Source organism: Oceanicella sp. (assembly GCF_056449545.1).
The window spans coordinates 14,559-31,853 of record NZ_JBWOMN010000124.1 but is presented as its reverse complement, the minus strand read 5'-3'; the positions used below and the strand labels follow the sequence as shown (position 1 = coordinate 31,853).

At 68.6% G+C, this 17,295-nt stretch carries 15 protein-coding genes; 1 reads left to right on the top strand and 14 read right to left on the bottom strand.

Annotation, left to right across the window (positions count from 1 at the left end):
* Positions 1-140 precede the first annotated feature (140 nt).
* The 10 genes from AC1HC7_RS16305 to AC1HC7_RS16260 all read right to left on the bottom strand — a co-directional run bounded on the left by AC1HC7_RS16305 (position 141) and on the right by AC1HC7_RS16260 (position 12,376).
* The gene (locus AC1HC7_RS16305) at positions 141-908 is read right to left on the bottom strand and encodes a hypothetical protein (RefSeq protein ID WP_479499223.1); all 768 of its coding nucleotides are present in this window, start codon (positions 906-908) and stop codon (positions 141-143) included.
* A 4-nt stretch (positions 909-912) separates the two neighbouring features.
* The gene (locus AC1HC7_RS16300; protein WP_479496515.1) at positions 913-1,440 is read right to left on the bottom strand and encodes a phage tail protein; all 528 of its coding nucleotides are present in this window, start codon (positions 1,438-1,440) and stop codon (positions 913-915) included.
* 18 nt (positions 1,441-1,458) lie between these two features.
* Positions 1,459-3,063: a phage tail sheath family protein gene (locus AC1HC7_RS16295; protein ID WP_479496516.1), complete on the bottom strand. Its 1,605-nt coding sequence runs from the start codon at positions 3,061-3,063 to the stop codon at positions 1,459-1,461.
* Positions 3,064-3,572: 509 nt separating this feature from the next.
* Complete coding sequence (locus tag AC1HC7_RS16290) at positions 3,573-5,180, bottom strand: TRAP transporter large permease (protein ID WP_479496517.1); 1,608 nt, start codon at positions 5,178-5,180, stop codon at positions 3,573-3,575.
* Positions 5,181-5,183: 3 nt separating this feature from the next.
* The gene (locus tag AC1HC7_RS16285; protein ID WP_479499222.1) at positions 5,184-5,984 is read right to left on the bottom strand and encodes a TRAP transporter small permease subunit; all 801 of its coding nucleotides are present in this window, start codon (positions 5,982-5,984) and stop codon (positions 5,184-5,186) included.
* Between the two features lie 207 nt (positions 5,985-6,191).
* The gene (locus AC1HC7_RS16280; RefSeq protein WP_479499221.1) at positions 6,192-7,250 is read right to left on the bottom strand and encodes a TRAP transporter substrate-binding protein; all 1,059 of its coding nucleotides are present in this window, start codon (positions 7,248-7,250) and stop codon (positions 6,192-6,194) included.
* Between the two features lie 170 nt (positions 7,251-7,420).
* A complete protein-coding gene (locus AC1HC7_RS16275) occupies positions 7,421-8,371 on the bottom strand; it encodes a DMT family transporter (RefSeq protein WP_479496520.1) in 951 nt (316 codons plus the stop codon).
* A gap of 197 nt (positions 8,372-8,568) precedes the next feature.
* Positions 8,569-10,338: a thiamine pyrophosphate-binding protein gene (locus tag AC1HC7_RS16270; protein WP_479496521.1), complete on the bottom strand. Its 1,770-nt coding sequence runs from the start codon at positions 10,336-10,338 to the stop codon at positions 8,569-8,571.
* The gene (locus AC1HC7_RS16265; protein ID WP_479496522.1) at positions 10,335-11,315 is read right to left on the bottom strand and encodes an alpha-ketoacid dehydrogenase subunit beta; all 981 of its coding nucleotides are present in this window, start codon (positions 11,313-11,315) and stop codon (positions 10,335-10,337) included. Before AC1HC7_RS16265 ends, AC1HC7_RS16270 begins: the two co-directional genes overlap by 4 nt.
* Positions 11,315-12,376 carry a thiamine pyrophosphate-dependent dehydrogenase E1 component subunit alpha gene (locus tag AC1HC7_RS16260; protein WP_479496523.1) on the bottom strand — a complete coding sequence of 354 codons (1,062 nt, stop codon included), beginning with the start codon at positions 12,374-12,376 and terminating at the stop codon, positions 11,315-11,317. Before AC1HC7_RS16260 ends, AC1HC7_RS16265 begins: the two co-directional genes overlap by 1 nt.
* A 141-nt stretch (positions 12,377-12,517) precedes the next feature.
* Here AC1HC7_RS16260 and AC1HC7_RS16255 point away from each other — a divergent pair, with 141 nt between their 5' ends.
* Positions 12,518-13,318, top strand: a complete 801-nt coding sequence (locus AC1HC7_RS16255) for a hypothetical protein (protein WP_479496524.1) — start codon at positions 12,518-12,520, stop codon at positions 13,316-13,318.
* Between the two features lie 57 nt (positions 13,319-13,375).
* Here the strand turns inward: AC1HC7_RS16255 and AC1HC7_RS16250 are convergent, their stop codons facing one another.
* The 4 genes from AC1HC7_RS16250 to AC1HC7_RS16235 are packed head-to-tail and all read right to left on the bottom strand — an operon-like array spanning position 13,376 to position 17,284.
* Positions 13,376-14,362 (bottom strand): ABC transporter ATP-binding protein, encoded by a 987-nt coding sequence (locus AC1HC7_RS16250; RefSeq protein ID WP_479496525.1) that lies wholly within the window; start codon positions 14,360-14,362, stop codon positions 13,376-13,378.
* Positions 14,359-15,363, bottom strand: a complete 1,005-nt coding sequence (locus AC1HC7_RS16245) for an ABC transporter ATP-binding protein (RefSeq protein WP_479499220.1) — start codon at positions 15,361-15,363, stop codon at positions 14,359-14,361. The genes AC1HC7_RS16250 and AC1HC7_RS16245 overlap by 4 nt, the downstream gene beginning before the upstream one ends.
* 3 nt (positions 15,364-15,366) lie before the next feature.
* Positions 15,367-16,272: an ABC transporter permease subunit gene (locus tag AC1HC7_RS16240; RefSeq protein ID WP_479496527.1), complete on the bottom strand. Its 906-nt coding sequence runs from the start codon at positions 16,270-16,272 to the stop codon at positions 15,367-15,369.
* 4 nt (positions 16,273-16,276) lie between these two features.
* A complete protein-coding gene (locus AC1HC7_RS16235) occupies positions 16,277-17,284 on the bottom strand; it encodes an ABC transporter permease subunit (protein ID WP_479496528.1) in 1,008 nt (335 codons plus the stop codon).
* Positions 17,285-17,295 lie beyond the last annotated feature (11 nt).

Genomic DNA, 17,295 nt, shown 5'->3' with positions numbered 1-17,295 from the left:
CGCGGCGGCGGCGTCGTCTTCCAGCCCGTCCCGCGGCGCGCCGGCCATGGCGCCGGCCTCGAACCGGGTTTGCAGGCGCGGGCGCAGGCCGGGGGCGCCGGTCGGGGCGGCGCGCGCGCTCAGCGCGGCGAACAGCCCGGTCATCGCTCCGCCTCCGCCAGATACAGCGCCCGGCGACGCGGCGACATGGCGAGGATCTCGGCCTCCGACCAGCCATAGGCGCGGGCGAGATCGGCGACCTCGCGGATCAGCCGGGTTTCCAGCATCTGCAATTCGTTCCAGAAATAGGCCACCGCGTCGAAGGGCTCCTCGATGGCGGCGCCGCATGCGGCGCAGGCCAGCGACAGGCGCAGATCCATGCCCGGATCGGCTTTGTCCAGCGCCGCCTCGGCCTTGGCGCGGAAACCCGCGTCATGCCAGGGCGCGCCCTCGGCCAGCCTTTCGACCTGCAGCGCCCCGTCGCTGAAATCGCCCAGCGTCGGCAGGCGCAGCCGCCATGCGGCGCCGTCATGGGCGATCTCCGCGTGATCCGCGATCCGCGCGGGCAGCGAAAACCCCGCGGGCAGCGCCACGTCCAGATCGGCGCCGCAGCCGGGGCAGATCGCGACGGCCTCCGCCGCGCCGCCGATGCTGGCGCGACGCAACCTCCAGGCGGCGCGGTCCAGATCGCCCAACGGCGCGGCGCGGCCCGGTTCGGCCCCCCCCGGTTCGGCCCCCCCCGGTTCGGCCCCCCCCGGTTCGGCCCCCGGCGCGCGCCCTTGGGCGGCTTCGTAAAACAGCAGCGCGCGGCCGGCGCGATCGGCGTTCGCGCCGCGCTCCAGCAGATCCAGCGCGCGGGATGCGCTCAGACCGGCCCCGTTGCCGGCGCCGACCGAGGCCCCGCTGGCGGGGGCGCCATGCTGGGACATGGCCTCAGGCCGCCGGCTCGACGAAGGAGGGCTCGGCGGGTTCGGTCGCGTCATAGTCCCGCTCGAAGCCCTCATGTTCGATCTTCAGCATCTCGATGGCCACGGCGTTGGCGTTGGCGTCGAGTTCCGGCAGCGCCTGGTATTCGCTGACCCAGGCGCGGAAAATCCGGTAGGACAGCGCCAGCTGCCCGGCCTCGTTGAAGAAATCCAGCACCACGTCCTTGCGGAAATCCTGCAGGCTGACCTCGGCGCCGAGCCCCGAGCCGTAGTTCCACACCTTGTTGGCCCATTGCTCGAACTCGATGTCATGGGTGACGCCGCGTTCAAGGGTGATGCCCTCGAACTTGGTGACGCCGGGGGATTTGCGCGGGGTCGAGGGATCGCCGCCCTCGCGGTGTTCGACGATTTCCGTGGTGCGTTTCAGCGGGCTGACCTTCGATATGCCCGCGACGTAGCGGCCATCCCATTTCAGGCGGAACTTGAAATTCTTGTAGGGGTCGAAGCGGGTCGCGTTGACGGTGAACTGAGCCATGGGTTCCTCCCCCCCTTATCAGGAAATCAGGGTCTGTTGCTTGATTTGCACGATGACGAATTCCGCCGGGCGCACCGGAGCGAAGCCCACCAGGATGTTGACGATGCCCAGATTGATGTCAGCCTGGGTCGTGGTCTCGGAATCGCATTTCACCAGAAAGGCGTCGCGCGCCGAGGCCCCCTGAAACGCGCCCTTGCGGTGCAATTGGGTCATGAAGGCGCCGACGCTGAGCCGAATCGACGACCACAGCGGTTCGTCATTGGGTTCGAAAACCGCCCATTGCAGCCCGCGCCGCAGCGAGCCTTCGATATACAGCGCCAGGCGGCGCACCGGCACGTATTTCCATTCGCTGGCCTGCGCGTCGGCGCCGTTGAGGGTGCGCGCCCCCCAGACCACGTCGCCATAGACCGGGAACCGGCGCAGGCAGTTCACGCCCTGGGTGTTGAGCGGCCCCTGCTGTCGATCGGTCATGATGTCGGCCGGGCCGCCGCCGGCGATCCGCGCCTCGGTGCCGGCGGCGGCCTTCCAGACCCCGCGCTGCGCATCGGTGCGCGCGTAGATGCCGGCGACGGCGCCGCTGGCGCCCAGGTCCACGCTGGCGGTGGGGTTCAGGGGGTCGGCGCCGCGCATGCGCGGATAATACAGCGCCGAATTGGGCCCGGCGGCGGCGCCGAGCTGACCGGTCCAGCGCGCCGCCAGATTGGCGCGGGTGGCCTGCGGCGGGGTGTCCACCAGCAGGAAGGCGAAATTGGCGCGGCAGAAGGCGTAGGCCTCCTCGTAAATGGCGCGCATGGCGTTGCGTTCGCCGTCATCGGTGACGTCCATCTCCGCCGCGTCGGGCAGGCACATGATGTTGAACACCTCGGGCACGATGGCGTTCAGCGCATACATGCCGGTGGTCGCCTGATCGCCCATCAGCGAATTCAGCGCCGCGCCGGGCCAGCCGGCGTCGCCCGGCAGCACCCCGTCGTCGCCGCCCCCAAGCGCGGTGAGCCCGGCCGCGTCGAGTTCGAGCAGCGCGTCGAGATCGGCGGCGTCGACGCCGCCGGGGCTGAGGCGTTCGGGCAGCGCGCCGTCGGTCTGGGCCAGCCGGATCAGGGTCGAATCCCGGTTCACCACGGTCGCGCCGTAGCGCGGGCTGGCCTCGTCGGTGGAAAGGTCGATGAACGCTTCCTCGCGCACCACGGAATCGCCGTCGTATTCGCGCACGATCAGCGTGAAGGCGGTCGCGCCGGCGCCGGCATGGGCCACCCCCACGGCCAGCGCGTCGCCCCAGGTCCCGGGCGAGGCGGCGGTGACGCTCAGCGAGGGCGCGGCCGCGCCCTGCTCGGCGATGTCGACGCTCGCCGCGTCGGCGTCCGGGTCGCCGTTGAAGCCGCGCACCACGAAGGCCACCGCGCCGCCGTTGAGGAAATAATTGCGCAGCGCATACGATGCCGGATACCCCGCCGCCACGCCGCCGAAGCGGCGCTCGAAATCGCCCGGCGAGGTGATGCGCACCGCCTCGTTCACCGGGCCGCGTTCGAACATGCCGATGAAGGCGGTGTTGGAGGTGGCGACCCCGGAGATGGGGCGCGATCCCGAGGGGATTTCCTGGATGTAAACGCCTGGGGTGTCGTACATGGCTGTCTCCCTGCTTTGGGCGCGCGGATCTGGCCGATCCGGCGAATTCGAGCGACACCCGCACACGGGCGCCCATGACGATGAGCCCTGCGCGCCCCGAGACGGCGGGGCGGCGGGGCGGCGGGGCGGCGGGGCGATGAGCGGCTGCGCATGCGATCCAAGAAGGCCTTGGATGGGATCGGCGCGGCGACCCCGTGGAACCCGATCCTATGTCTTGGCGCCCAATGCCGCTCCGGAGGAGCGCAGCCACAGGGTTTGTCATCCGCGTCGCAACGGCCCCGACCAGTAATCAAGGGAGGTTTATATCAAAAGATTGTGATTCTGCAAACGGGGAAAAGGGTTTGACTGGAAACAGACGCGATTTTTCGAAAACGCGGCTTGTGTTCCACATCATGAATGTGAATGTCTATTTCATTCTAAGGTCATATTACTGTATCTAATCAAAAGGGCCCCCGCCGCGATTTGCAGCGGGGGCCCCGGGATCGGCCGGCGCGCCCGAGGCCGCGCCGCTACCGTCCGAACACGACATCCGGCAGCCACAGCGCCAGTTGCGGCCAGATCAGCACCGCGCCCAGCCCCAGAAGCTGCAGGATCACGAAGGGGATGATGCCCGAATAGATATGGGTCATCTTCACCGACGACGGCGCCACGCCCTTCATGTAGAACAGCGCGAAGCCGAAGGGCGGCGTCAGGAACGAGGTTTGCAGATTCACCGCCACGAGTATGGCGAACCAGTAGATCACCTGCGCCTCCAGCGCCTGCGTCTGCACCGCGTTGGTGGGCGCGTCGATGCCCAGATGCGCCCCGAAGGCCGGGGCCAGATGGCGGATCACCGGGGCGAAGACCGGCAGGATGATCAGGGTGATTTCGAGGAAATCGAAGAAGAACCCCATCAGGAAGATCACGCCCATCAGCAGGAACAGCAGCCCCCAGGGGCCGAAATCCAGCCATTCGATGAACTCGATGATCAGATCCTCGCCATAGACGTTGCGAAAGATCGTCGAGAACGCGGTGGCGCCCACGAAGATGAAGAAGATCATCGCCGTGGTCAGCGCCGTGCGATGCACGACGCTCTGCAGGACCTGAAAATTCAGGGTCCGGTTGAAGATCGCCAGCACCATGGATCCGAAGGCGCCCACGCCGGCGGCCTCGGTCGGCGTCGCCCAGCCCGCGAAGATCGAGCCCAGCACCATGATGATCAGGAAGATCGGCGGCACGAAACCCTTGAGGATGCCCCCCAGCAGGGTGTTGCCCTCGGCCCGGCCGATCACCATGGCGGCCACGAAGATGCCGATGAAGCTGAGGAACCACCAGTTGATGTCATCGGCCAGCGGCGACTGCCCGCCCAGCAGGGCGGCGACGATGATGGCGGCGGTGACGCCGAGGAACAGATAGACGTTCTTGCGCCGCGTGGGGTTGAGCTGGATCGCGTCCTCGGCCAGCGGCGGCGCCAGATGCGGCTTGATGGTGCAGAGCGCGACGATGTAGGTGAAATACAGCGCCGACAGCACCAGCCCCGGCAGAATCGCGCCGATGAACAGGTTGCCCACCGACACCGCCAGCAGGTTGGCCATCAGCACCAGCATGATCGAGGGCGGGATCAGGATGCCCAGCGTGGCGCTCGCCGCGATGGTGCCCGAGGCCAGCGCCGGGTGATAGCCGCGCAGCAGCATCGCCGGCAGCGCCAGCAGGGTCATCATCACCACCGAGGCGCCGATGATGCCGGTGGTGGCGGCCATGATGGTGCCCATCACCGTCACCGACAGCGCCAGCCCGCCGGGCACCCGGCGCAGCATGATCTGCAGGATGTGCAGCAGGTCCTCGGCGACGCGGGATTTCTCCAGCATGGTGCCCATGAACACGAAACATGGAATCGCCACAAGGATCGGGTTTTGCACCGCGCCGGAGCCGCCGTCGCCGCCCCAGACCCGCTGGATCACCTGGTAGAACACCGCCATGTCGATGAATTCCAGATAGACCGACAGCAGCCCGAACAACACCGAGACCCCGCCCAGCGCCATGGCCACCGGCATGCCGGTGAACAGCGTGAGCGCCAGCGCGATGAACATGTAGGCGCCGATATAGACGTAGAGGTGATCGTAAATCGCTTCCCACATGATTCAGCGCCCTTCCTGGCCGGCAGTCGGCCCGGAGGCACCGTCATTGTCGTTGTCGTTGTCGTTGTCGTTGTCGTTGTCGTCGTTGTCGTCGTCATCGTTGCCGTCGTCGTTGCCCTCCCGGGCCGCGGCGGCGCGGACGAGTCCGTCCTCATGTTCGCGCAGCAGGCGTTCGGCCTCGGCCTTGGCCTTGTCCAGTTCGGCGTGGTGGTCGGCGAAGATCTCCAGCCCGTCCAGCGCCACGCGCTGCTGCGCGTCGGTGCCGAACAGGAACCCGGCCAGCCGGATCAGCGTGGCGAACACCGCCGCCATCACCACCACGAAGCCGAGGGGCACCACGGATTTTATCACCCAGCGATAGTCGATGCCGGTCAGCGAATCCGATCCCTCGCCCTGATTGAAAGACAGAACCGTCATGTCGATCGCGTAGACGATCATGATCGACAGGAACGGCAGCGCCAGAATGATCAGGCCGGCAAACTCGACCCAGCCCTGATTGCGCCGCGGCAGCAATTCCCGGAAGATGTCCACGCGCACGTGGGAATTGGCCAGATAGCCGAAGCCGAAGCTCAGCATCAGCAGCACCGCGTGGAAATGCCATTCCAGATCCTGCAGGATCGTCGACACGGAATAACCGTATTCAGCGGTGATCCCGGAAAAGTAGAGCCGCGTGAAATCGATCTTGCGCATCACCACGTCGAACATGATCACCGCGATGAGAGGCAGGATCAGCCATCCCGACGCCTTGCCCAAATTTCGCACGATGCGGTCAAGCAAGCCCGCAACGCTCAATAGTCTGTCCATCTCACCTGTTGTCCTTGTTGGCGCGGCCGCCCCGTCGCGATGCGCGCATGGGCGGTGACGGGCGCGGGCCCGCCGCTGACGGGTCGACCGGCGACGGGTCGACCGGCGACGGGTCGATCGGCGACGGGCCGAACGGCGACGCGCCATGCGTCGCCGCCCGCCCCTGTCGCAATTGCGGGGCCCGGTCGGGGGCCCCGCGGCGTCAGGTCACTTGAGGTAGGCGCGTTTGCCCCACACCTGGTAATCCTCGTGGAATTTCTGATAGCTGGCCCAGATCTTGGCGACGTCGGGATTGGCGGCGACCTCTTCGGCCACGACCTCGTCCCACGCGTCGCTGAGCTGCTGGATCACGTCATCCGGCCAGTCCATGATGGTCACGCCATCGGCCTGGTTGGCCAGCATCGCCGGGGCCTGCAGGGCCTCGCCGTCGCCCAGCTCGACCATGAAATTGGCCATGCACGCGGTTTTGAGCATGGCGCGGTATTCCGGCGGCAGCCCGTTCCACTTGTCCATGTTGACCAGCACCTCGTTGGTCGTGGACTGCTGATGCCAACCGGGGAAATAGTTGTATTTGGCGATCTGGTAGAAGCCCAGCGAGCGGTCGATCGCCGGCATCGAGAACTCGGTGGCGTCGATGGTGCCGAGCTCCAGCGCCGGGTAGATGTCGCCGCCGGCGAGCTGCTGCGTGGACACGCCGAATTTCTGCATCACCTTCGCGCCCATGCCGAAGAAGCGCATCTTCAGGCCCTTGAGCTGTTCGAGGCTCTCGATCGGCTCGCGGAACCAGCCCGAGGTCTCGGGCGGGATCATGCCGCAATAGAGATACTTGATGTTGTCCTTGGCGTAGAGCTCCTCGGCCAGCTGCACGCCGCCGCCGTTCAGCATCCAGGCGTTGAATTCAAGCGCGTTGGGGCCGAACGGCCAGGTCGACAGGAAGGCGTAGGCGGAATTCTTGCCCTGGTTGGCGCCCGGCGTGCCGTAGGCTGCCTCGTAGGCGCCCTGAGAAACCGGATCGTAATAGGCGTAGCCGCCCGACAGCGCGCCCGGCTCGAACACCTTGATGTCGAAATCGCCGCCGGACATTTCGCGCACCATGTCGGCGATGCGGTAGCCCACCGGCCCGATCACCGCCAGGTTCTTGCCGAAGGCCGAATGCATTTTCCAGCGCACCTTCTTGCCCGCGTCGGCGTCCATCGCCGTGAAGCTGAGCGCCATGGCGCAGGTCGCGACGGTCAAGCCGGCCTTTCTCAGGAAACTGATTGTCATCGAGATCCTCCCAGTGTTGCGGTGGGGATCATGTGCGTCCCCGTTCATGTCGCCGATTTTTCGACAACGATAGCTACAGTAGCGTGAGCATTTCAACGCACGTCAACCTTTCTCTGTGAAATTTCCTTTCGCTTGGGCGCCTGCCCCGGCAATACGGCGCAAAATCCGCTTCATCCGGCGATGTCGCCCGCCGCAATTCGCGCCAGACGCGTGGACCAGACGTATTCCAGCGCCACGCAGAAGCAGATCGCGAAGATCGCCAGCCCCTGCAGCGGCGAAATCGGCTCCGACAGAATCGCCACCGCGAGGAAGGCGGCGATCACCGGCTTGAGAAAGAACAGGTAGTTGGCGCGCTGGGAATCGGGCGCCCCGGCCAGCCCCGCCAGCCAGACCGCGAAGGCGATTGCGGTGTTCCAGACCCCGATGGTGAGAATGCCGGCGATCTGGTTGGGCGACTTGTCGAACAGCGACAGCGGGTTGACCCAGACGCCCCAGACGCCGCCCACCACCACGAACAGGAAGACGAAGCCGAACACGAAGGTGTAGGCGGTCATGCGCACCGGCCCGTGGGCCACCACCAGCGGGCGGGCCAGGACCAGATAGAGCGCGCCGGTGACCGCGCTGCCCAGCGCCAGCAGCGTGCCGAACATCTGGTCGCCGCCAAAGCCGAACCCGGCGCCCCCGCCGCCGCGCGCGCTGTTGGCCAGCAGCAGCGCCACGCCGAGAAACGCGCCGACGCCGCTGACGACCTTGGGCTTGCTGATCGGCGTGCCGTTGATCAGCCGGTCCGCCACCACCACGAAGATCGGAATGCCGGTGACCATGGTCGCCACCTGCACCACGTCGGCGAAATCCAGCGCCCAGTGGAACAGCAGCTGCCCCAGCGCCATGCCGAGACACGCCACCAGCGCGATCCGCAGCCCGTCGCGCCTGAGCGGCCCCAGAAGGTCGCGCTGACCCGGCCAGACCTGCGTGAGAACCAGCAGCGCCGCGCCGCCGATCAGGAAACGCCAGACGCTGAATTCCGGCCCCGGCGTGTCCGCCAGCTTGGCGACGAATTCGCTCGACGCATGACCGGTGACCCCGATCAGGCACAGGCCGTAGGCTTGCCATGGACGCATGAAGAATCCCTCGCTGGCCGCAAATGCGGCGAATGCCCGGCTGCTCGACGCCGGGACGGCGGCCCCGGATGACGATGTGATCGCACGCCGCGGCCAGCGGCCCCGCATGCGGCGCCCGCCCGTCCAAGCCATTGCGCAAAGCGCCCCCGCCGTCGGGGCGCCCTGGCGTTGCGGGGCGCCCTTGCGGCGGCGCGCCGCTAGGCGATCCGGTCGCCCTTGGCCACCCTGGCCGCGCGGTTGTCCACGGCGGGCAGCATCCGCGACGGGTCGCGGGTCACCATCACGTCGATGACGCTGGGCCGGTCGCGGATGGCGAAGGCCGCCTGAAGCGCGCCGCCCAGATCCTCGGGCCGTTCGACCCGCTGGCCGTGACAGCCCATGGCCTCGGCGATGGCCGCGTAGTTCATCTCCGAAAGGTCGCTCGACTGGTAGGCGCCCTGCCCGTACATCAGGTGCTGAAGCGCCTTCACGTAGCCGCTGGCGGCGTTGTTGACCACGATCACCGTGATCCCGAGCCCCATGCGCCGCGCGGTTTCCAGATCCCCGAGCGCCATGTTGAAGCCGCCGTCGCCGGTCAGCCCGACCACCGCCGCGTCGGGGCGGGCCAGCTGCGCGCCCATGGCCCCGGGCAGCCCGTAGCCGATCGACGCAAAGCCCCGATCCGGCACGAACCCGCGCCCGGCGCGCTTGGTGTCATAGAGCAGCCCGCTCCAATGCGCCGCAAACCCGCCATCGGCGACCAGCAGCCCGTCCGCGGGCATGTGGACGTTCAATTCGGTGATCAGGCGGGCCATGTGCACCGGGGTTTCCGGCGCGTCCAGTTTTTCGGCCACGCTCTCGCGCCATGCCGCCATGCGCGCCGGGATGTCGGCGACATGCGCGGCGCGGCGCGCGCGCTGTCCGGCGGGGTCTCCGGCCGCGTCCAGCAGGTCCTGCAACCCGGCCCGCGCGTCGCCCCACAGCTTTATCGTCGGGTCATAGGTGCGGCCCATTTCCTCGGCCACGTTGTCGAGATGGATCAGCCTGCGCCCCGGCGCCGGCACCGCGTAGCGCTTGGTGGCGATCTCGCCCAGCTTGCAGCCCACGACCAGCAAGCAGTCGCTTTGCTCGATCAGCGCGTTGGCGATGCGGTCGTAGCGCCCGAACAGCCCGGCGTTCAGCGGGTCGGTGCAGGCGATGGCGCCCTTGCCCGAAAGCGTATGCGCCACCGGGATCGCCAGCCCCCGGGCCAGCGCCTCCACCGCGCCGGTTGCTTGCGAGACATGCACCCCGCCGCCGCACAGCATCAGCGGGCGTTCGGCGGTTTCAAGCATCTGCGCCGCGCGGGCCAGCGCCGCGGACTCGGGGCGGCAGCGCAGGGCGGGCGCGGCGCAATGGGCCTTGTCGGCGAAGAAGGCGTCGGCGGCGAAGGCATGCGCGCCATGGGCCACGTCCTCGGGCACGTCGACGATCACCGGTCCGGGGCGCCCGGAGGTGGCGAGCGCAAAGGCCCGGCGCATCAGTTCGGGGATGCGATGCACGGATTCGATCCGCAGCACCGCCTTGGCGGCGGGGCGCAGGATGGCGAGCTGGTCGGTTTCCTGGGTCATGTTGCGCCCGGCATGGTCGCGATGGGCGTCGCCGACGATGGCGACCAGCGGCGTGCCGGCGTTCAGGGCCTCGACCAACCCGGTGACGAGGTTGGTGGCCCCCGGCCCCAGCGTCGCGTCCACCAGCCCGACCCGCCCCGAGACCTTGGCGTAGGCGTCGGCGGCGAACACGCCGCAGCGTTCGTCATTGATGAGAGTGTGGTTGAGGCCCAACCGCCGCGCCGCGTCGTAGAACGGCAGAAGCTGAAACCCGCCCATGCCGAAGATCGGCCCGCCGTCATGGGCGAGGATCATGCGGGCCAGCGCTTCGCCGCCGGTGATTTCGGCTTCGGTGATTTCGGCTTCGGAGCCGGCGACGGTTCTGGTGGCGTCGGTCATGCCGCGTCCCTTTTCATGGTTTCGCGCGCCGCCGCGGCGATCATCGCGGCGGTGACCCGCATGCGGTCCTCGAGATTGGGCGCATAGGCGATCAGCGATCGCGGCGCGCCGAGGCGTCTTATCGGCGCTTTCAGCGCATTCCCCGCCTGTTCGGCGACGGTGGCGACCACTTCGGCGCCAAAGCCGCCCACGGCGACGGCTTCATGGGCGACCACCAGCCGCCCGGTGCGCCGCACGCTGTCGAGCACCATGGTCTTGTCCCAGGGCCAGAGGCTGCGCAGGTCGATCACCTCCGCCTCGACGCCTTCGCCCGCGAGGGTCTCGGCGGCCGCCATCGCCTCATGCGCGCAGGCCGACCAGCTGACCAGCGTCACGTCGGACCCGGATCGCGCCTTTCGCGCCTGCCCCAGCGTGACGGTCAGGTCCGGATCGACCTCGCCCTCCAGCGCCCAGATGTTCTTGTGCTCCATGTAGACGACGGGGTCGTCGCATTCGATGGCCGCGCTCAGCAGCGAGAAATTGTCCTGCGGGGTCGCCGGGCAGACCACCACCAGCCCCGGGACATGCGCATACCAGCTTTCCAGCGACTGGCTGTGCTGCGCGGCCGAGGAGCGCCACATGCCGATCGGTTCGCGCACCACCATGGGCGCGCGCGACTGGCCGCCGAACATGAAACGCGCCTTGGCCGCCTGGTTGACCAGTTCGTCCACCGCGCAGAGCGCGAAATCGGAAAACCGCATCTCGACCACGGGCCGCGTGCCCATCATCGCCGCGCCGAAGGCGGCGCCCATGATGCAGGCCTCGGATATGGGCGCGTCGGATATGCGGGCCTCGCCGAATTCCTCGCGCAGGCCCTTGTACTGGCCGAACACGCCGCCGCGCCCCAGATCCTCGCCCACGCACCACACGCGGGCGTCGGCGCGCATGGCGCGGGCCACGGCCTCGCGCCCGGCCTCGAGGTAAGTCATGCGCGCCATCAGAACGCCTCCCTTGCCGGCGAGCCCACATCCTGCACGTCCTCGAACGCCGTCGCCGGGTCGGGAAACGGCGTGGCGGCGGCCAGGCGCAGGGCCTCGGTCATCTCGGCCTGCGCGGCGTCATGCAGCGCGTCGAGGTCTTTCGGGTCGGCGCCCGCCAGGGTCAGGGTCTCGCGCAGATTGGCCACGGGGTCGCTTGTCTCGGCCATGGCCTCGGATTCGCCTTCGGGCCGGTAGGACGCCGGATCAAAACTGGTGTGCCCGGTGCGCCGATAGGTGATCGCGTGCAGAAATTCCGGGCCGCCGCCGGCGCGGATGCGGGCGATGGCGGCGCGGCTGGCCTCGAGCGTCGCCAGCGGGTCGTTGCCATCCACCGCGCGCGCCGCCAGCCCGAGGCTTTCGGCCCGCGCCGCCGGTCCCGGCCCGCCGGTCATGGTCGCGGTGCTGGTGGTGGCGGAATAGCGGTTGTCCTCGCAGACGAACAGGATCGGCAGGTCGAACACCCGCGCCCAGTTCAGGCCCTCCAGGAACGTGCCCCGGTTGATCGCGCCGTCGCCGAATATGGCGCAGACCACGCGATCCCCGCCCAGCAGCTTCACGCCATGCGCCGCCCCCGCGGCGATGACGATGTTGGCCGCGACCACGCCGTTGGCGCCCAGCATGCCGACGCTGAAATCGGCGATGTGCATGGAGCCGCCCTTGCCGCCGCAGCAGCCGCCCTCGCGCCCCAGCAATTCGCGCATCATCGCCAGCGGGTCGGCGCCCTTGGCCAGGGTGTGCCCGTGGCCGCGATGGGTGGACAGCAGCACGTCATCGGCGCGCAGCGCCCCGACCACGCCGACGGCGACGCCCTCCTGCCCGATCGACGGGTGGATCGCGCCCAGCACCAGGCGGTCGCGCTCGGCGGCAAGGCAGGCCTGCTCCTCGAAGGCGCGTATGCGCTCCATCAGGGCGAGCAGGTCCAGCGCCTCGGCCCGATCGACATTGGACGGGTCGGGACGGGTCTGGTCGGGGCGGGTCGGGGTGCGGGCATGATCCGCGGATCCGGCGGGCGCGCTCATGCCGCCGCCGGTCCGGGCCCTGTGGCGCGGTGCATCGATGTGGTCTCCCTCGCGAGGGGCGGCCATTGTTCGCCCCCCTTATGTTTCGCCGGCAGATTGGGACCGGTTGAACGGGGCGTCAAGCGCATATAGCCTGCGCGGATGAACGCCGCCGCCCCGCTTCTTCTGGACAGCATCACCGATGCGGACGCCGCCGCGCAGGGGCGCGCGGCGCTGACGGGATCCCATGGCGGGCTGTTTCCCGCCGCGCTGGCCTCGCGCGCCGGGCTGCGCGCGGTCCTGTTCAACGACGCCGGGCGCGGGCTGGACAATGCCGGGATCGCCGGGGTCATGGCGCTGGAATCGGTCGCCATGGCGGCGGCCGCGGCGGGGCATGAAAGCTGCCGCATCGGATCGGCGGGCGACGCGCTGGCCCATGGGATCGTCAGCGCCGCGAACGCCCCGGCGGCGGCGCTCGGGGTCGCGCCGGGCATGGCGGCGGCCGAGGCCATGGCGCTGCTGGCGGGCGCCCCGGCGCCGCGCGGACAGCTCGACCCCATGCCCGAGGCGCGTCAGGCGCTGACGCCCCCCGGCGGCGGCGAAATCCTGCTGGTCGATTCGGCCTCGCTGGTGCGCGCCGGGGATTCCGGGGCGATCATCGTCACCGGATCCCATGGCGGGCTGATCGGCGGCGATCCGGCGCGGGCGCTGAAGGCAAAGGCCCGGCTGGCGGCGTTCAACGACGCGGGCGTCGGCCCGGACGAGGTGGGCTGCGCCCGGCTGCCGGCCTTGCAGGCGCGGGGCGTCGCCGCGGTGACGCTCGACTGCGCCACGGCGCGCATCGGCGACGCGCGATCGGGGTTCGAAACCGGGGTGATCTCGCGCGCCAATCCGCTGGCCGAGGCCATGGGCGCGCGCCCGGGGCGCCGCCTGCGCGACTGGATTTTCGCGGCAAGCCGCTGACCTGCAATCTCAGGCGCCAGTCGGATGCCCCCGCTTGCCCCCAGTTCACGGGAAAAATCAGGTTTCGTGGGTTTCGCCGGGGGCGAGCGGAAAAAAGCAGGCCTGCCGGTGGCCTGTCACGCCGGCCATCGAAGGAATTTCGGCGCGGCACCTGTCCTGCGCCTTCCAGCAGCGCGGATGGAACGGGCAGCCCGACGGCACGTTCATGGGCGAGGGCACGTCGCCCTCGAGCTTGATGCGCAGGCGCTTGCGGGTCGGGTCGGCCACCGGCGTCGCCGACAGCAGCGCCTTGGTGTAGGGGTGGCGGGGATTGGCGAACAGATCTTCCTTGCCGGCGTGCTCCACCGGACGGCCCAGATACATCACCATCACCTCGTCGGCCATGTGCCGGACCACCGACAGATCGTGGCTGATGAACAGGTAGGCGAGCCCGAGCCGGTCCTGCAATTCCACCAGCAGGTTGAGAATCTGCGACTGGATCGACAGGTCCAGCGCCGAGACCGGTTCGTCCAGCACCAGGATTTTCGGTTCCAGCACCAGCGCCCGGGCCACGGCGATGCGCTGGCGCTGGCCGCCCGAGAACATGTGCGGGTAGCGGTCGTAATGTTCAGGGCGCAGGCCGACCATCTCGATCATCTCGCGGGCCCGGGCGGTGCGTTCGGCCGGCGCCAGATCCTTGCGGTTGATCAGCAGGGGTTCTTCGATGATGCGGCCGATCTTCTGGCGCGGGTTGAGCGAGCCGTAGGGATCCTGGAACACGATCTGCACGCTGGCGCGCAGGGCGGCGAGATCGGCCGCGTCGCCGGTCAGCAGCCGCCCGTCGATGGTCAGCCGCCCGGCGGTGGGCGGTTCGATCATGGTGACGACCCGGGCCAGCGAGGATTTCCCGCAGCCCGATTCGCCGACCACGGCGAGGGTGCGCCCGGCGGCCAGCGAAAAGCTGGCCCCGTCCACGGCCCGGACCGTGGCGGCGGGCGCGAACAGGCCGCCGGCGACCTGGTAATGGCGTTTCAGACCCTCGGCGACGATCAGCGGCGCGTTCATGCTTCGGCCTCCTGCAGGTCCAGCGGCGCGCCGCGCAGCAGCGGGCGGTGGCAGCGGGCGCCGCCCAGATCGACCCCCTGCGCCGATGCGGCGGGCGCGGGCGGCTCGGTGCGGCAGCGCGCGTCCGCATAGGCGCAGCGCGGCGAGAACAGGCACCCCGCGGGCCGGTCGAACTGCCCCGGCACCACGCCGGGGATGGTGGGCAGCAGCCGCCCCGCGGCGCGTTCCGGCAATGCGGCCAGCAGCGCCGAGGCGTAGGGGTGATGAGGGTCGGCGAACAGCTTTTCCACCGGCTGCTCCTCGACCTTCTGCCCGGCGTATTGCACGCTGACCCGCTGCGCGGTTTCGGCCACCACGCCCATGTCATGGGTGATCAGCACCAGCGCCATGCCGGTGTCGTCCTGCAGATCCGCCAGCAGGTCGAGGATCTGCGCCTGGATGGTCACGTCCAGCGCCGTGGTCGGTTCGTCGGCGATCAGCAGCTTGGGCCTGCAGGCGATGGCCATGGCGATCATCACCCGCTGGCTCATGCCCCCCGACAACTGATGAGGGAACGCCGAGAGCCGCTTTTCCGGGGCCGGCAGGCCGACCAGTTCCAGCAGTTCGATGGCCCGGGCGTGGCGGGCGCGGCGGTCCATGTCGGTGTGTTCGCGCAGGCTTTCCTTGATCTGGAAGCCGACGGTGAAGCAGGGGTTGAGGCTCGACATGGGTTCCTGAAAGATCATCGCCATGTCCTTGCCGACGATGCGGCGGCGCCGTTCGGGGGGCATGCCGATCAGGTCTGCGCCGTCGAATTCCAGCCTGTCGGCAGTGACCTTCGCGGTCCAGGGCAGCAGGCCCATGGCGGCCAGCATCAAGACCGACTTGCCGGATCCGCTTTCGCCGACGATGGCGAGGATCTCGCGGTCGTCCACGGATATGTCCACCGAATCCACCGCCCGGAACATGCCGCTGGCGGTCTCGAATTCGACGGTGAGGTTGCGGATGTCGAGAAGCGCCATGGCTCAGCTCCTCCTCAGCTTGGGGTCGAGCGCGTCGCGCAGCCCGTCGCCCATCAGGTTGATGGCCAGCACGGTGATCAGGATCGCCAGCCCCGGCAGCGTCACCACCCACCAGGCGCGCAGGATGAATTCGCGCGCATCCGCCAGCATGGTGCCCCATTCCGGGGTGGGGGGCTGCGCGCCCATGCCCAGGAACCCCAGCGCCGCGGCGTCGAGGATCGCGGTCGAAAACGACAGCGCCGCCTGCACGATGATCGGCGCAAGGCAGTTGGGCAGCACGGTGACGAACATCAGCCGCATCTTGCCCGCGCCCGCCACCTTGGCGGCGGTGACGTAATCCTTGGTGCGTTCGGACATCACCGAGGCCCGCGTCAGGCGCACGTAATGGGGTTGCAGCACGATGGCGATGGCGATCATCGCGTTCAGCAGCGACGGCCCGAGGATCGCCACCAGCACCAGCGCCAGCAGCAGGCTGGGGAAGGCGAGGATCACGTCCATCACCCGCATGATCACGGTGTCGACCCAGCCGCGCGCGAACCCGGCGATCAGCCCGACGACAATGCCGCCGGTGGCCGCCACGACCACCACCACCAGCCCGATGAAGAAGGAATAGCGCGCGCCGTGCAGCAGGCGCGACAGCATGTCCCGCCCCACCGCGTCGGTGCCCAGCGGAAACGCCCATGCGCCGCCCTCCTGCCAGACCGGGGGCTGCAGCAGCGCCTCGCGGAACTGCTCGATCGGCGAATGGGGCGCCAGCGCCCCGGCGAACACGGCGATCAGCAGGAAGGCCACCAGCACCCACAGCCCCATCACCGCGCCGCGGTTTTCGCGGAAATAGCGCCAGAATTCCTGGAATCGACCGGGCTGGGCGGGCGAGGTCTGCGGGGCGGATGCGGTTGCGTCGCTCATGGGCTCAGCCGTTCCTGATCTTGGGATTGATGAAACCGTACAGCACGTCCACGGTCAGGTTGACGATCATCACGATGGTGGCGATCAGCAGCAATCCGCCCTGCACCACCTGGTAGTCGCGGCGGAAAATGCTGTCGACCATCCACTTGCCGATGCCGGGCCATGAAAAGATGGTTTCCGTGAGGATCGCGCCGGCCAGAAGCGTGCCCACCGACAGCCCGATCACCGTGACCACCGGGATCATGGCGTTGCGCAGCGCGTGCACCCCGTTCACCCGCTGGGGCGACAGGCCCTTGGCGCGGGCGGTGCGCACGTAATCCTCGCCCAGCACCTCCAGCATCGCCGAACGGGTCTGGCGCGCGATCACCGCCATGGGGATGGTGGCGAGCACGATGGTGGGCAGCACCAGATGACTGACCGCCGAGGCGAAAGCCCCCTTCTGCCCCGACAGCAGGCTGTCGATGAGCATGAACCCGGTCACGTCGTCGAAATAGAACATCAGCGAGATCCGCCCCGAGACCGGCGTCAGCCCCAGCATCCCCGACATGACGATGATCAGCAGCAGCGCCCACCAGAAGATCGGCATGGAATAGCCCACCAGCGCCGTGGTCATCAGCGCCTGGTCAAAGACCTTTCCCCGCTTGACCGCCGCGACCACCCCCGCCGGGATGCCCAGCGCAACAGCGACGACGATGGCGCAGAGCGACAGCTCCAGCGTCGCCGGGAACAGCGCGAAGAATTCGTCCCAGACCGGTTTCTTGGTGACGAAGGACATGCCCAGATCGCCCTGCAGGATGCCTTGCAGGTAATCCAGATACTGGACCCATAGCGGCTGGTCGAAGCCGAATTTCTCCATCAGCTGGGCGTAGCGTTCGTCGGACATGCCGCGCTCGCCCGCCATCAGCAGCAGCGGATCGCCCGGCAGCAGCCGGATGAAGGCGAAGGAGATCACCGTCACGCCGAGAAACGTCGGAATGAAGGCGCCGAGCCGTTTGAGAATGAACGGAAGCACAGGTTGGGTCC

Coding starts and splice junctions, on each gene's coding strand:
- AC1HC7_RS16285 (WP_479499222.1), bottom strand. CDS start 5,984: ATGGACAGACTATTGAGCGTTGCGGGCTTGCTTGACCGCATCGTGCGA.
- AC1HC7_RS16255 (WP_479496524.1), top strand. CDS start 12,518: ATGAACGCCGCCGCCCCGCTTCTTCTGGACAGCATCACCGATGCGGAC.
- AC1HC7_RS16295 (WP_479496516.1), bottom strand. CDS start 3,063: ATGTACGACACCCCAGGCGTTTACATCCAGGAAATCCCCTCGGGATCG.
- AC1HC7_RS16305 (WP_479499223.1), bottom strand. CDS start 908: ATGTCCCAGCATGGCGCCCCCGCCAGCGGGGCCTCGGTCGGCGCCGGC.
- AC1HC7_RS16270 (WP_479496521.1), bottom strand. CDS start 10,338: ATGACCGACGCCACCAGAACCGTCGCCGGCTCCGAAGCCGAAATCACC.
- AC1HC7_RS16250 (WP_479496525.1), bottom strand. CDS start 14,362: ATGAACGCGCCGCTGATCGTCGCCGAGGGTCTGAAACGCCATTACCAG.
- AC1HC7_RS16300 (WP_479496515.1), bottom strand. CDS start 1,440: ATGGCTCAGTTCACCGTCAACGCGACCCGCTTCGACCCCTACAAGAAT.
- AC1HC7_RS16260 (WP_479496523.1), bottom strand. CDS start 12,376: ATGAGCGCGCCCGCCGGATCCGCGGATCATGCCCGCACCCCGACCCGC.
- AC1HC7_RS16290 (WP_479496517.1), bottom strand. CDS start 5,180: ATGTGGGAAGCGATTTACGATCACCTCTACGTCTATATCGGCGCCTAC.
- AC1HC7_RS16240 (WP_479496527.1), bottom strand. CDS start 16,272: ATGAGCGACGCAACCGCATCCGCCCCGCAGACCTCGCCCGCCCAGCCC.
- AC1HC7_RS16265 (WP_479496522.1), bottom strand. CDS start 11,315: ATGGCGCGCATGACTTACCTCGAGGCCGGGCGCGAGGCCGTGGCCCGC.
- AC1HC7_RS16280 (WP_479499221.1), bottom strand. CDS start 7,250: ATGACAATCAGTTTCCTGAGAAAGGCCGGCTTGACCGTCGCGACCTGC.
- AC1HC7_RS16245 (WP_479499220.1), bottom strand. CDS start 15,363: ATGGCGCTTCTCGACATCCGCAACCTCACCGTCGAATTCGAGACCGCC.
- AC1HC7_RS16275 (WP_479496520.1), bottom strand. CDS start 8,371: ATGCGTCCATGGCAAGCCTACGGCCTGTGCCTGATCGGGGTCACCGGT.